The organism is Pseudomonas sp. PLB05 (assembly GCF_021106615.1).
Lineage (GTDB): Bacteria > Pseudomonadota > Gammaproteobacteria > Pseudomonadales > Pseudomonadaceae > Chryseomonas > Chryseomonas benzopyrenica.
Genome location: NZ_JAJOHO010000003.1, coordinates 207,698 through 219,673, shown reverse-complemented (window position 1 = coordinate 219,673; position 11,976 = coordinate 207,698). Strand labels below are relative to the sequence as shown.

Genomic DNA, 11,976 nt, shown 5'->3' with positions numbered 1-11,976 from the left:
GCCCCGTTCCTCCGCTGGCACCGACGCTGCAGTCGTCACCAAGCGGTCATCTGGGCGCCCTAGTCTCCCAGCAAACCCTAGTCGAGGCGTTCCGGGTGCACCAATCCGAAGCTGGTCTAGTCCAAAGAAGTGCGCCCGGCGCCAGCGCCATCCGCCAGGCGCTGCAGGAGCAGATCGCCCATGGCCTGCTGCCGGCGATGGAGCGCTTGCCGTCCGAGCGCCAGCTGAGCGAGCTGTTCGCCACCACCCGCATCACCCTGCGTGAGGCCCTGTTGCAACTGGAAGCCCTGGGCCTGATCTATCGCGAAGAGCGGCGCGGCTGGTTCGTTGCGCCGCCGCGCCTGGCCTACAACCCCCTGGCCCGCACCCATTTCCACGCCATGGTGGAAGCCCAGGGTCGCCGACCGGCTACCGAGGTATTGGCGGCGCGGCAGATGCTGGCCTCGGCGGAGGTCTGTCGGCTGCTGGAATTGCCGGCGCTGTCCAGCGTCTATCAGATCCGGCGGGTGCGCCGCGTGGACGGCCGGCTGGTGCTCTATGTCGAGCACTACCTCAATGCGGCCTACTTCCCGGGCTTGCTGGAGCACGACCTGCAGCGTTCCCTCACCGAGCTGTATCGCGACCGCTACGACATCCGCTACGGCGAGGTGCGCTTCGAGATCCTGCCGACCGCCTTGCTGCCGGAGGCCGCCCAGGCCCTGCGGGTGGCCCAGGGCAGTCCGGCGCTGCATATCACCCGCATCAACCACGACCAGCAGGGACGACTGATCGACTGCGACCTGGAGTTCTGGCGCCATGACGCCATCCAGGTCAGGGTCGAGGTGCCGGACTAGGCCGACTTCAGAGTGGCAGTTCGCTGCTCGAATAGAAGGCCGTCAGCACCTTGATCAGATGGCCGAGGTCGTGGCTGCCGGCCAGTTCGCGGATGGAATGCATGGCAAAGGTGGGCAGGCCGATGTCCACGGTGCGCACGCCCAGTTGCCCGGCGGTGATGGGGCCGATGGTGGAGCCGCAGCCCATGTCGCTGCGCACCACGAAGCTCTGCACCGGCACCCCTTCGCGCTGGCAGAGGTCGCGGAAGAAGGCCGCCGTCTCGCTGCTGGTGGCGTAGCGCTGGTTGGCGTTCACCTTGATCACCGGCCCGGCATTCAGCTTCGGACCATGGTTGCCATCGTGCTTGTCGGCATAGTTGGGGTGTACGCCATGGGCATTGTCCGCGGAGATCAGCAGCGAACCTTGCAGAGTGCGGGTAAAAGCATCCCCGCTGGGCAGCAGGCGCTGCAGCACCTGTTCGAGGAAGGGGCCGTCGGCGCCGCAGCAGGAGGTGGAGCCCACTTCCTCGTGATCGGTGCAGACCAGCACGGCGTTCTCGTCGCCCTCGGCGGCCAGCAGGGCTTCCAGACCCGCATGGCAGGACAGCAGGTTGTCCAGGCGCGCGGCGGCGATGAAGTCATCGTCCAGGCCGATGAGGGCAGCGGGCTGGACGTCGTAGAAGCTCAGTTCGAAATCCAGCACCTCGGCTTCGTCTATGCCGTGCTCCTGGTGCAGGCGCGCGGCCAGCAGGGCGCGGAAGTCGCGCCGCTCGCCGGCCGGCACCTGGGCCAGGATCGGCGGCAGCTCGTTCTGGGCGTTGATGGCCCAGCCCTGGTTGGCCTCGCGATTGAGGTGGATGGCCAGGTTGGGGATGATCGCCAGCGGCTTGCGGAAGTCGATTAGCCGACTCTGCACCCGACCCGCGGCGCGATAGGTCACCCGGCCCGCCAGGGACAGGTCGCGGTCGAACCAGGGCGCCATCAGCATGCCGCCGTAGACCTCGACCCCCAGTTGCCAGAAGCCCTGCCGCTGCAGCTCCGGCTGCGGCTTGACCTTGAGGCAGGGGCTGTCGGTATGGGCGCCGACCAGGCGCAGGCCGCGCTCCAGCGGCTGGGCGCCCAGGCGCACGGCGATCAGCGAGGAATCGTTGCGGGTGACGTAGTAGCGGCCACCCGGCTGCACGGACCAGCTTTCGCGTTCGTCCAGGCGCTGGTAGCCGGCGGCTTCGAGACGGCGGGCAAGGGCCGCGGTGGCGTGGAAGGGCGTGGGCGAAGTGGAGAGGAAATCGATGAGGCCTTGGATCTGATCGGTACGCATGGACGACTCCGGACGACAAGGCGTTCAGTCTAGGTTCTGGACCAAGGGGAGTCGAGCGTAGCGCCCAGGCTCAACGGCGCTGCAGCACCAGGTGGTGGATGTGCCAGTGCTTCGGCCGTCCGACCGCGGTGTGGCCGTCCTCTTCCTCCTCGACATGCTGGAGGACTTGCCAGTCCTGGAGCAACTGCTCCAGGGCAGCGGCGGCGACGACCGTCACGCCCCGGCTGGCCCAACCGTCCCGCTCGCCGAAGAGCTGGCCGCAGAACAGACCACCCGGGCGCACGGCCGCGGTGATCCTGGTCCAGAGCGCGGGAAAACGCGCCGGTTCGCAAAAGGGCAGGGCGAAGCTGGAATTGACGAGGTCGCAGCGGGGAATTTTGGCCGTCTCGAAGCGCTCTTGGCGGGTCTCCAGACGGGCCTGCAGCAGGACCGGCACGCGCTGGCGCAATCCGCTCAGGGCTTCGGCCTCGGCATCCACCGCCAGCACCTGCCAGCCGCGTTCCAGCAAGACGAGGGTATCGCGTCCGGTGCCACAGCCCAGATCCAGTGCCAATCCTGGCGGACTCGACCAGCAGGCGAGCGCCTGCAGCAGGGTGTCGCGCGGGGCACCCTGGGCGGTGGCGGCGTAGTAGGAGGTCCAGGGGGACAAGAGGCACTCCTTTGGCTGAGCGCCTCAGTATGCCAGCACCGACGGTCAGAAAGGCGCGGGACTGGTAAAGCTCATGCGCTCGCCCGAGAGGGGATGGGTCAGCGTCAGCAGGCGCGCGTGCAGGCAGAGCCGCGGCTGGGCCGCCAGGGCCTCGCCTTCGGCATAGAGCTGATCGCCCAGCAGCGGATGACCGATGCTCAGCATATGGACGCGCAGTTGATGGGAGCGGCCGGTGATGGGGGTGAGTTCCACCCGGCTGTAGTGGCCGTGGCGCTCCAGCACCTGCCAGAGGGTCAGGGCATGGCGGCCCAGCTCGTGATCCACCACATGGCGCGGCTTGGTCGGCGGGTCGTAGCGCAGCGGCAATTCGATGCGGCCACTGTTGGCCTCCGGCTCGCCCCAGCAGAGCGCGGTGTAGGCTTTTTCCGTTTCCCGATCATGGAACTGCCGCGACAGCTCGCGATGGCTGTCGGCATCCCGCGCCAGCACGATGACTCCGGAGGTCTCCCAGTCCAGTCGATGGACGATGCGGGCCTCTGGATAGCCGTTGTCCTGCAGGCGGGTCACCAGGCAATCGCGGTTGTCTTCGGCGCGACCGGGGACCGACAGCAGCAGGGTGGGCTTGTCGACCACCAGCAGGGCGTCGTCCTGGTGGATGATGCGGATGTTGGAGAGAGGCATGGGATTCCTAGAGGCCATGGTTTCGAATCCTGGCGTCCGCTTGGCAGGTGCCCGGAAATTCGACAGGGCTTAAACGCCAACGGCGGCCCTGGGGCCGCCGCTGTCCTGCCTGGTTCGCGTTAGCGGTCGGGCAGGGTGATGTTGAGTTCGAGGATGGAGCAGCTGCCCTGGTTTTCCAGCTCTACCTGGATCTGGTCCTGCTCGATGGGCACGTACTTGCGGATCACTTCCAGCAGGTCCTTCTGCAACTGCGGCAGATAGTCCGGCTGCTCGTGGCGACCACGCTCGTGGGCCACGATGATCTGTAGCCGTTCCTTGGCTATCGAAGCGCTGTTCTGCTTCTTCCGGTCGCGAAAGAAGTCGAAGATGTTCATTCGGCACCACCCCCGAACAGACGTTGCAGGAAGCCTTTCTTCTTCACGTCGAGGAAGCGATAGGCCACTTCCTTGCCGAGCAGTCGCTCCACGGTATCACTGTAAGCCTGACCGGCGTCGCTCTGTTCGTCGAGAATCACCGGAATGCCCTGGTTCGAGGCCTTAAGCACCGCCTGGGATTCGGGGATCACGCCGAGCAGGCGAATGGACAGGATCTCTTCCACGTCCTCGACGCCAAGCATCTCGCCCTTGGTGACACGCTCGGGGTTGTAGCGGGTCAGCAGCAGGTGCTCCTTGATGGCTTCCTCGCCCTTTTCGGCGCGGCGCGATTTGCTGGCCAGCAGGCCGAGCATGCGGTCGGAGTCACGCACCGAGGAGACCTCGGGGTTGGTGACCACGATGGCCTCGTCGGCGAAGTACATCGCCAGGTGGGCACCCTTCTCGATCCCTGCGGGAGAGTCGCAGACGATGAAGTCGAAGGTCTGCTTGAGTTCGTTGATCACGCGCTCGACGCCGTCCTGGGTCAGGGCGTCCTTGTCGCGGGTCTGGCTGGCAGCCAGCACGAACAGGTTTTCGAGACGCTTGTCCTTGATCAGGGCCTGGCTCAGGGTGGCTTCGTTGTTGATCACGTTGACGAAGTCATACACCACCCGGCGCTCGCAACCCATGATCAGGTCGAGGTTACGCAGGCCAACGTCGAAGTCGACGATGACGGTCTTGTGGCCGCGCAGAGCGAGACCGGTACCGATGGCAGCGCTGCTGGTGGTCTTGCCGACGCCGCCCTTGCCGGAGGTGACTACGAGTACTTTGGCCAAACTGATTCACCTTGATCGAAAGTAATAACTGAAGCGACTCGGTGCCCTCGGTGACGAGATTGCAGGCAGTGTCGCGCTTCGTATTGCCCTTGGCGGTTTAGGCGCCAATTGCGAAAAATTCGCGAAATTATCCGTTAAAGGCGGGTGATGTTCAACACATCTCCCACCAAAGCGACCTGTACCGGATTGCCCCATTGCGGATGGCGTCGCAGGTCTTCGGCGACCTTGTACTGGCCGGCGATGGAGAGCAGTTCCGCGGTCAGCTGCTGGCAGAAAATCCGCGCTTTAGTATCACCTTTTACGCCCGCCAATGCTCGGCCACGCATGGGGCCGTAGACATGGATATTGCCGTCGGCGAGCAACTCGGCGCCCGGGCTGACCGGCGCCAGTACCACCAGGTCTCCGGCCGGGGCATAGAGCTGCACCCCACCGCGCACCGGCGCGGTGATGATCTTGGTCGGATTGATCGCCGGGGCGGGCGGTACGACAGGTTCGGCTGGCTTGACCGGTTCGCGGTCACGCGGGTCGACCTGGCGCTCACGACCGCCGGAGCTGGGCGGCAGGATCGGCAGGTCGTAGTCGTTGGCGGCGGCCAGATCCCCGCTGCGACTGGCGCGCAGCGCCAGGGTACGCAGGCCGTGGCGACGGCAGAGATCGAGGAGGGCGCCCAGGTCGAGCGGGCCGGCGTCCTCGGCGAGTTTGTCCAGGCCCAGCACCAACGGCGTTTCCTGGAAGAAATTGGGCGCCTGGGCGACCTTCTGGGCCAGTTGCCGGTCCAGGCGCCCCAGGTCGTTGCGGAGAAGCTCCAGCACGGTCACGGCGAGCATGTTGCCCTTGAGCTGGAAGACGGAGTCGCTTTCGGAAGGATCGGCTGCGGTCATGGTGGGTACTTGTGCTTGGATGGCGGGACTTATAGCGGGATGCCCCGCGTGCCGCAACCCTCACCGGGTGTGGGGGGCCGTGACTGTGAAGGCTACGGGAAATCTGCGCGAGGCCTGTAGAATGGCGCGACTTTTTCATGCAGGAGTTCCGATGGAGCGGCCGTCTTTCCGCCTCGCCTTTCTCAATCCACGGTACTGGCCGCTCTGGCTGGGGCTTGGCCTGCTCTGGCTGCTGGTGCAACTGCCCTATGGCATGCTGCTGCGTCTCGCCCAGGGCCTCGGCTGGATCTTCTACCACGTCGCTCGCCAGCGCCGGGCCATCGCTCGCCGCAATCTGGAACTCTGTTTTCCCCAGCTCGACGAGCGGGCGCGCGATCGGCTGTTGCGGCGCAACTTCGCCAGCAGCGCCATGGCCCTGCTGGAAATGGCCATGAGCTGGTGGTGGCCGCGCCAGCGCCTGGCCCGGCTGGCCCATATCGAAGGCCTCGAACATTTGCAGGCCGCTCAGCGCGACGGGCAGGGCGTGATCCTCATGGCGCTGCATTTCACCACCCTGGAAATCGGCGCGGCGCTGCTCGGTCAGCGGCATACCATCGATGGCATGTACCGCCAGCACAAGAATCCGCTGTTCGACTTCATCCAGCGTAGCGGTCGCGAGCGCCACAACCTGGACGCCACCGCCATCGAGCGCGAGGACGTGCGCGCCATGCTCAAGGTGCTGCGGGCCGGTCGCGCCATCTGGTACGCGCCCGACCAGGACTACGGCGCCAAGCAGAGCCTGTTCGTGCCACTGTTCGGCATTCCGGCCGCTACCGTTACCGCCACCACCAAGTTCGCCCGCCTGGGCCGGGCCCGGGTGCTGCCCTTCACCCAGGAGCGCCTGGCGGATGGATCGGGTTACCGCCTGGTCATCCATCCGCCCCTGGCCGATTTCCCTGGCGAGAGCGAGGAGGCCGACTGCCTGCGCATCAATCAGTGGGTGGAACGCTGCGTCAGCCAGCTGCCCGAGCAATACCTCTGGGCCCACCGGCGGTTCAAGACCCGCCCGCCTGGCGAGCCCAAGCTGTATCCGAAGAAGAGGCGCTAGATGAGCCTGGCCGCCGAGCAGCGCACGGGGCTGATTCTGGCCGGCGGCGGCGCGCGGGCCGCCTATCAGGTCGGGGTGCTGCAGGTGGTGGCGGATACCCTGGCGGTGCGCTCCGAGAATCCCTTTCCCATTCTGGTCGGCACCTCGGCCGGTGCCCTCAACGCGGCGGTGCTGGGCTGCGGCGCCCTGGATTTCGGTCGCGCGGTGGAGCGCCTGGCCGCGGTCTGGTCGGGCCTGGAAACCGCGATGATCTATCGCAGCGATTGGGGCGGGGTGACCCGCCAGGCGGCGCGCTTCGGCTTGCAGACCCTGTTCGGTGCCTGGCGGCAGGAACCGCTGGCGCTGCTCGACAACGCGCCCCTGCGGGCGCTGCTCAGCCGCGAGCTGGATTTCTCCGGCATCACCGCGGCCTTGCGCCAGCGCGCGCTGCGGGCGGTGGCGGTCACCGCCTTCGGCTATGCCTCCGGACAGGCGATGACCTTCTACCAGAGTCAGGGCGTCCTCGATCCCTGGTTCCGCCATCGGCGCGTCGGGGTGCCGGCGCGGCTGGCGGTCGACCACCTGCTGGCCAGCACGGCCATTCCGCTGTTCTTTCCGCCGGTGAAGGTGGGGCGTGAGTTCCTGGGCGATGGCTCCGTCCGGCAGACGGCGCCCATCAGTCCGGCGCTGCATCTTGGCGCGGATCGCATCCTGGTGATAGGGCTGGGCGCACCGGGTGGCCAGGAGCATGGCGTGCAGGGTCGGCCGCCGACCGTGGCGCAGATCGGCGGCCACCTGCTCAACAGCACCTTTGTCGATGCCTTGGACAGCGATACCGAAACCCTGCGCCGCCTCAACCTGCTGAGCAATGCGCTGCCGGCGGGGGATCCGGTCAGTGGTCGCCTGTGCCGACCGGTGGAGATGCTGGTGATCTCACCCAGCCAGCCACTGGGCGACATCGCCACCCGGCACCGCAAGCGCCTGCCGCCGGCGTTGCGGCAGTTGTTGCGGGGGGTGGGGGTGAATCGGCCTTCGGGCAGCGCCCTGCTCAGCTATCTGCTGTTCGAGGCCCCCTACTGCCAGGAGCTGATGGCGCTGGGGCGGGCCGATGCGCAGGCCCGCCTACCGGAGCTGCGGGCCTTTCTCGCCAGCGCCTAGGCCTTATTCGGCGATCTGCAGTTCCCGCGCCTTGGTGTAGAAATAGCGGATCTTCTCGTACTCGAAGGGCGAATTGAGCTGGCCGTATCTCATGTCGGTCACGTACCTGAGGTTGATGCCGCGCAGCACCATGATCTCCGGGTGGCGACCGCTTTCGTCGCTGACGTTGAGGAAGTTGATCTGCGCCTCGGCGGCGAAGTCCACCGCCAAGCCGCCGGTGTCGCGCAGGTTGGACGGGCCGAAGACCGGCAGCATCAGGAAGGGACCATCGCCCACGCCATAGAAACCGAGGGTCTGGCCGAAGTCTTCCGGCTGCTTGATCAGCCCCACCCGGGTCGCTGGATCCCACAGGCCGAACACCCCGACGGTAGTGTTGAGCAGCAGCCGGCCGGTGGTGTCCAGGGCGCGGCGGCCCTTGAACTGCAGCACGCTGTTGAGCAGGTTGTTGACGTCGCCCAGGTTGCTGAAGAAGTTGCTCACGCCTGAACGCACGAAGCGCGGGGTGATCCAGCGATAGCCGTTGACCACCGGCAGCAGGACCCACTCGTCCAGCCGATAGTTGAAGTGGTAGACGTGGCGATTCCAGGATTCGAAGGGATCGTAGACGTCCAGTGCGACCAGGGAGGCCCGTTCGAATTCGCGCTGATCCAGCCCCGGGTTGTACTTGAGGGTCGACAGCGGATTGCTGAAGCCGTCGGCGCCCACGGGGGCGGCCGGCATGGTGTCCGAGCCGATGGTCAGGGTGGAGGAGGGCGGCGGGCTCGATTCGGCAGCGAATACCGAAGCACTGGCCATCAGGAGGAGAGCGAGCAGGGACTTAACCACGGGCGAAGAACTCCAGCATGGCGTTCGCGTTGACGCGGTAGTTGAGATTGCCGCAATGGCCGCCGTGGGGGTAGACGGTCAAGCGATCGCCAAAGGTCTTGCGCAGGAAACCCAGGTCGCCCGGGCCGAGGATGATGTCGTCGGCATTGTGCATGACGCCGATCTTGGAGCTGCTCTTCAGATAGTCTTCCAGCGCCGTGAGGCTGGATTTGCGCGCCAGATCGTCGAGGTTCTGCCCCTTGAAGTTCTTTTGCCAGAACGGCATGACCTGCTCGGTCATGTAGCAGTCGAAGTCGCACTGCAGCGAACGGGCGAAGAAGCGCGTCAGGCTGGTGCCCTCGCTGATCGGGTAGGTCGGCGGGGTGATCAGGCCGCGCCGGTTGATCAGGTCGGAGGTGAAGGCGATGTCCGCCGCCGAGAAACGGAAGGACGAGCCGATCAGCATGGCCAGCTCTTCGTTGCTCAGTCGCTCCGGCGAGCGCTGGAAGTCGCGGACCACGGCGTCGTTGAAGTCGACGTAGCCCTTCTCCTGGAAGTAGCGGGTCAGCTTGGACAGGATCAGCTCATAGAAGGTGCGGTTGTTGGTAACGCCCTTCACCTCGGTCTGTACCAGGCGATCCAGGTTGCGTACCGAGGTCAGCAGGTTGACCGGCGGATTCACCATCAGCACCTTCTTGAAGTTGAAGCTGCGCTGGGTCTCGTCGAGATAGGAGACGAAGGCGGCATCCAGGCCGCCCAGGCTGTAGCCGGTCAGGTAATAGTCGGTGACCGGCAGCTTGGGGTGCTGGGCGCGCACCGCCTGCATGGCGCGATAGAGATCCTCGGCATCGTTCGGCGTGTAGCCCGGCGTGGCGGTGCGCGATACCGACACCATGAAGTCCCAGCTGGTGGGCGACGACAGCTGCACCACGTGGTAGCCGGCCGCGTAATACAGCCGCTTCAGGTATTCCTGGGTGCTGGAGGAGTAGTTGGCCCCGGTGCCGGCGATCAGGAAGATCAGCGGTGCCGGATGGTCCTGCCGCGCGAGCCGGTAATGGAATTTCTTCACCGGCCAGAAGTTGCCGGGCAGCTGATACTCCCGCTCGGGACGCAGGTTGAGGCTGTAGTCGTCCTGGTCGATGGTGCTTTCGGGCGGCAGCTCGGGCCGGAATTTTTCCGGGGTGGTGACGATGGTGGCTTCGAAAGGATTGACCAGTGGATAGCCATAGGTGGCGGCATCCACTTCGGCGGCCGCGTGCGCGGTACCCCAGAGGCCGGAAAACAGCGCGCCCAGCAGGGCGGCGACGCGCAACGGAAGACGCATGGACAGAGTCCTTTCAGAGGGCTTGAGAGCGTAGGTAAGACAACGGTCCGCCAATAGGTTGCATCGGCAGCCGCAGGTTTCTGCGAGGCGTCGATTACAGAGCGGTCGACGGGCTGCGTCAAGCGACATCGGATGTCGCGGAAAGTGCAGCTCCTGTCGCTAACCGGTCGTTATGCGTCGTCCAGGCGGTAGTGGCCATCTTGCATTGCCCGAATGATGGGGGTGGGGCAACCGCCCGACTTCCATAGCGAGAGGACTGCTGCATGAGCATGGTGAAGAAACTGTTGGGAATAGGACTCGGTGTCGCGCTGACCTCGGCCATGAGCTTGGCTCAGGCGGCCAAGCCCGAAATCACCATCGGCTATGTCGATGGCTGGGCCGATAGCGTGGCCACGACCCACACCGCAGCTGAAGTGATCCGCCAGAATCTGGGCTACGAGGTCAAGCTCATGCCGGTCGCCGCCGGCATCATGTGGCAGGGCGTCGCGCGCGGCAAGCTCGATGCCATGTTGTCCGCCTGGCTGCCGGTCACCCATGGTGCCTATTACGACAAGATGAAGGACCAGGTGGTCAATCTGAACGTCAATACACCCGACGCCAAGATCGGTCTGATCGTGCCGGAATACGTCAAGGCCAACAGCATCGCCGATCTGCAGGCGCAGAAGGCCGACTTCGGTGGCCGTATCGTCGGCATCGACGCTGGGGCCGGGGTCATGCTCAAGGCCGATCAGGCGATCAAGGACTACGGTCTGGATTACAAGCTGGTGGCCAGTTCGGGTAGCGGCATGATCGCCGAGCTGACCCGCGCCGAAAAGGACCAGAAGGCCGTCGTGGTGACGGGCTGGGTGCCGCACTGGATGTTCGCCAAGTGGAAACTCAAGTTCCTCGAAGATCCCAAGGGTGTGTTCGGCGGTTCCGAGCACGTGGACACCGTGGCCAACCCGGCCCTGGAAGCCAAGGCCAAGCCGGTCTGGGATTTCCTGAAGAAGTTCGCCTGGCAACCCGGTGAGGTCAACGAGGTGATGCTGGCCGTGGAAGAGGGCAAGAAGCCGGAAGAGGCCGCCAAGGCCTGGATCGCGGCCCATCCGGATCGCGTGAAGTCCTGGCTGCCCTGAAGCCTGGCCGAATGAAGAACGGGCCCCGCGGGGCCCGTTTTGCTAGCTGTGCAGCTGCTCGGCTGCGTACAGGGTATTTTCCAGCAGGCAGGCCCGCGTCATGGGGCCTACGCCGCCCGGAACGGGGGTGATCCAGCTGGCGCGTTCGCAGGCGCTTTCGTATTCCACGTCGCCGACCAGGCGGCCATCGGCCTGGCGATTGATGCCGACGTCGATGACGATGGCGCCGGGCTTGATCCATTCACCCTTGACCAGTCCGGGCTTGCCCACGGCCACCACCACCAGATCGGCCTGGCTGACATGGTGTTCGAGGGAGCGGGTGAATCTGTGGGTCACGGTGGCGGTGCAGCCGGCCAATAGCAATTCCAGCGCCATAGGGCGGCCGACGATGTTGGAGGCGCCGACCACCACCGCGTCCAGACCATAGAGGTCGACGCCGGTGCTGTGCAGCAGGGTCATGATGCCCTTGGGCGTACACGGGCGCAGCTGGGGGTTGCGCTGCGCCAGACGACCCAGGTTGTAGGGGTGGAAGCCGTCCACGTCCTTGTCGGTACGGATGCGCTCCAGCAGCTGGGTAGCATCCAGGTGCGCGGGAAGGGGCAGCTGCAGCAGGATGCCGTCGACGCTGGTGTCGTCGTTGAGCCGGTCGATCAGGGCTTCCAGCTCGGCCTGGGTGGTGCTGGCCGGCAGGTCATGGGCATAGGAGTCGAAACCGACCTCTTCGCAATCCTTGCGCTTGTGCGCCACATAGACGCGCGAGGCGGGATCGGTGCCGACCAGGATGACGGCGAGGCCAGGGGCGCGCAGGCCGGCGCTACGACGTTGAGAGACTCGCTGGGCAATATCCTGGCGCAGGCGGGCGGCAATGGACTTGCCGTCGATCAGTTGGGCGGTCATGGGCGATTTCTGGTGGTGACGGAAAAGGGTCGGCTATTTTCGCATGGACGGGCCCGCTGACAACAGAGAAGCCTCTGTGGCG

13 protein-coding genes are annotated in these 11,976 nt (G+C 65.6%); 4 read left to right on the top strand and 9 right to left on the bottom strand.

Going from position 1 to position 11,976, the window contains the following annotated elements:
• The first annotated feature begins 95 nt into the window (after positions 1–95).
• The gene (locus tag LRS53_RS13755; protein WP_231356287.1) at positions 96–833 is read left to right on the top strand and encodes a UTRA domain-containing protein; all 738 of its coding nucleotides are present in this window, start codon (positions 96–98) and stop codon (positions 831–833) included.
• A gap of 7 nt (positions 834–840) precedes the next feature.
• Here LRS53_RS13755 and LRS53_RS13750 read toward each other — a convergent pair whose 3' ends face one another.
• The 6 genes from LRS53_RS13750 to minC all read right to left on the bottom strand — a co-directional run bounded on the left by LRS53_RS13750 (position 841) and on the right by minC (position 5,530).
• Positions 841–2,130 carry a M18 family aminopeptidase gene (locus tag LRS53_RS13750; RefSeq protein ID WP_231356286.1) on the bottom strand — a complete coding sequence of 430 codons (1,290 nt, stop codon included), beginning with the start codon at positions 2,128–2,130 and terminating at the stop codon, positions 841–843.
• Between the two features lie 70 nt (positions 2,131–2,200).
• Positions 2,201–2,779 (bottom strand): class I SAM-dependent methyltransferase, encoded by a 579-nt coding sequence (locus LRS53_RS13745; RefSeq protein ID WP_231356285.1) that lies wholly within the window; start codon positions 2,777–2,779, stop codon positions 2,201–2,203.
• Positions 2,780–2,824: 45 nt separating this feature from the next.
• On the bottom strand, positions 2,825–3,460 hold the full coding sequence (locus LRS53_RS13740) for an RluA family pseudouridine synthase (protein WP_231356284.1): 636 nt from the start codon (positions 3,458–3,460) through the stop codon (positions 2,825–2,827).
• A gap of 119 nt (positions 3,461–3,579) precedes the next feature.
• The gene (gene minE / locus LRS53_RS13735; RefSeq protein ID WP_017642793.1) at positions 3,580–3,834 is read right to left on the bottom strand and encodes a cell division topological specificity factor MinE; all 255 of its coding nucleotides are present in this window, start codon (positions 3,832–3,834) and stop codon (positions 3,580–3,582) included.
• Positions 3,831–4,649: a septum site-determining protein MinD gene (gene minD, locus LRS53_RS13730; RefSeq protein WP_017642794.1), complete on the bottom strand. Its 819-nt coding sequence runs from the start codon at positions 4,647–4,649 to the stop codon at positions 3,831–3,833. Before minD ends, minE begins: the two co-directional genes overlap by 4 nt.
• A gap of 134 nt (positions 4,650–4,783) precedes the next feature.
• On the bottom strand, positions 4,784–5,530 hold the full coding sequence (gene minC, locus LRS53_RS13725) for a septum site-determining protein MinC (RefSeq protein ID WP_017642795.1): 747 nt from the start codon (positions 5,528–5,530) through the stop codon (positions 4,784–4,786).
• A 151-nt stretch (positions 5,531–5,681) separates the two neighbouring features.
• Between minC and LRS53_RS13720 the strand changes: the two genes are divergently transcribed.
• Both LRS53_RS13720 and LRS53_RS13715 read left to right on the top strand, forming a co-directional pair.
• On the top strand, positions 5,682–6,617 hold the full coding sequence (locus LRS53_RS13720) for a lipid A biosynthesis lauroyl acyltransferase (protein WP_231356283.1): 936 nt from the start codon (positions 5,682–5,684) through the stop codon (positions 6,615–6,617).
• Entirely contained in the window at positions 6,618–7,754 is a 1,137-nt protein-coding gene (locus LRS53_RS13715; RefSeq protein WP_231356282.1) for a patatin-like phospholipase family protein, read from the top strand.
• A gap of 3 nt (positions 7,755–7,757) precedes the next feature.
• Here the strand turns inward: LRS53_RS13715 and LRS53_RS13710 are convergent, their stop codons facing one another.
• Together LRS53_RS13710 and LRS53_RS13705 are read right to left on the bottom strand one after the other, a co-directional pair.
• Positions 7,758–8,474, bottom strand: a complete 717-nt coding sequence (locus LRS53_RS13710; protein WP_231356795.1) for an MlaA family lipoprotein — start codon at positions 8,472–8,474, stop codon at positions 7,758–7,760.
• A 97-nt stretch (positions 8,475–8,571) separates the two neighbouring features.
• Positions 8,572–9,882 carry an alpha/beta fold hydrolase gene (locus LRS53_RS13705; RefSeq protein WP_231356280.1) on the bottom strand — a complete coding sequence of 437 codons (1,311 nt, stop codon included), beginning with the start codon at positions 9,880–9,882 and terminating at the stop codon, positions 8,572–8,574.
• Positions 9,883–10,151: 269 nt separating this feature from the next.
• Between LRS53_RS13705 and LRS53_RS13700 the strand changes: the two genes are divergently transcribed.
• Complete coding sequence (locus tag LRS53_RS13700; protein ID WP_371099831.1) at positions 10,152–10,997, top strand: glycine betaine ABC transporter substrate-binding protein; 846 nt, start codon at positions 10,152–10,154, stop codon at positions 10,995–10,997.
• A 42-nt stretch (positions 10,998–11,039) separates the two neighbouring features.
• On the opposite strand, the gene folD is transcribed toward LRS53_RS13700, so the two are convergent.
• Entirely contained in the window at positions 11,040–11,894 is an 855-nt protein-coding gene (folD, locus tag LRS53_RS13695) for a bifunctional methylenetetrahydrofolate dehydrogenase/methenyltetrahydrofolate cyclohydrolase FolD (protein ID WP_017642802.1), read from the bottom strand.
• Positions 11,895–11,976 lie beyond the last annotated feature (82 nt).

Excerpts from the sequence above, each read along its gene's own strand:
- LRS53_RS13750 (WP_231356286.1), bottom strand. The coding sequence starts at position 2,130 with ATGCGTACCGATCAGATCCAAGGCCTCATCGATTTCCTCTCCACTTCG.
- LRS53_RS13740 (WP_231356284.1), bottom strand. The coding sequence starts at position 3,460 with ATGCCTCTCTCCAACATCCGCATCATCCACCAGGACGACGCCCTGCTG.
- minE (WP_017642793.1), bottom strand. The coding sequence starts at position 3,834 with ATGAACATCTTCGACTTCTTTCGCGACCGGAAGAAGCAGAACAGCGCT.
- minC (WP_017642795.1), bottom strand. The coding sequence starts at position 5,530 with ATGACCGCAGCCGATCCTTCCGAAAGCGACTCCGTCTTCCAGCTCAAG.
- LRS53_RS13720 (WP_231356283.1), top strand. The coding sequence starts at position 5,682 with ATGGAGCGGCCGTCTTTCCGCCTCGCCTTTCTCAATCCACGGTACTGG.
- LRS53_RS13715 (WP_231356282.1), top strand. The coding sequence starts at position 6,618 with ATGAGCCTGGCCGCCGAGCAGCGCACGGGGCTGATTCTGGCCGGCGGC.
- LRS53_RS13710 (WP_231356795.1), bottom strand. The coding sequence starts at position 8,474 with ATGCCGGCCGCCCCCGTGGGCGCCGACGGCTTCAGCAATCCGCTGTCG.
- LRS53_RS13705 (WP_231356280.1), bottom strand. The coding sequence starts at position 9,882 with ATGCGTCTTCCGTTGCGCGTCGCCGCCCTGCTGGGCGCGCTGTTTTCC.
- LRS53_RS13700 (WP_371099831.1), top strand. The coding sequence starts at position 10,152 with ATGGTGAAGAAACTGTTGGGAATAGGACTCGGTGTCGCGCTGACCTCG.
- folD (WP_017642802.1), bottom strand. The coding sequence starts at position 11,894 with ATGACCGCCCAACTGATCGACGGCAAGTCCATTGCCGCCCGCCTGCGC.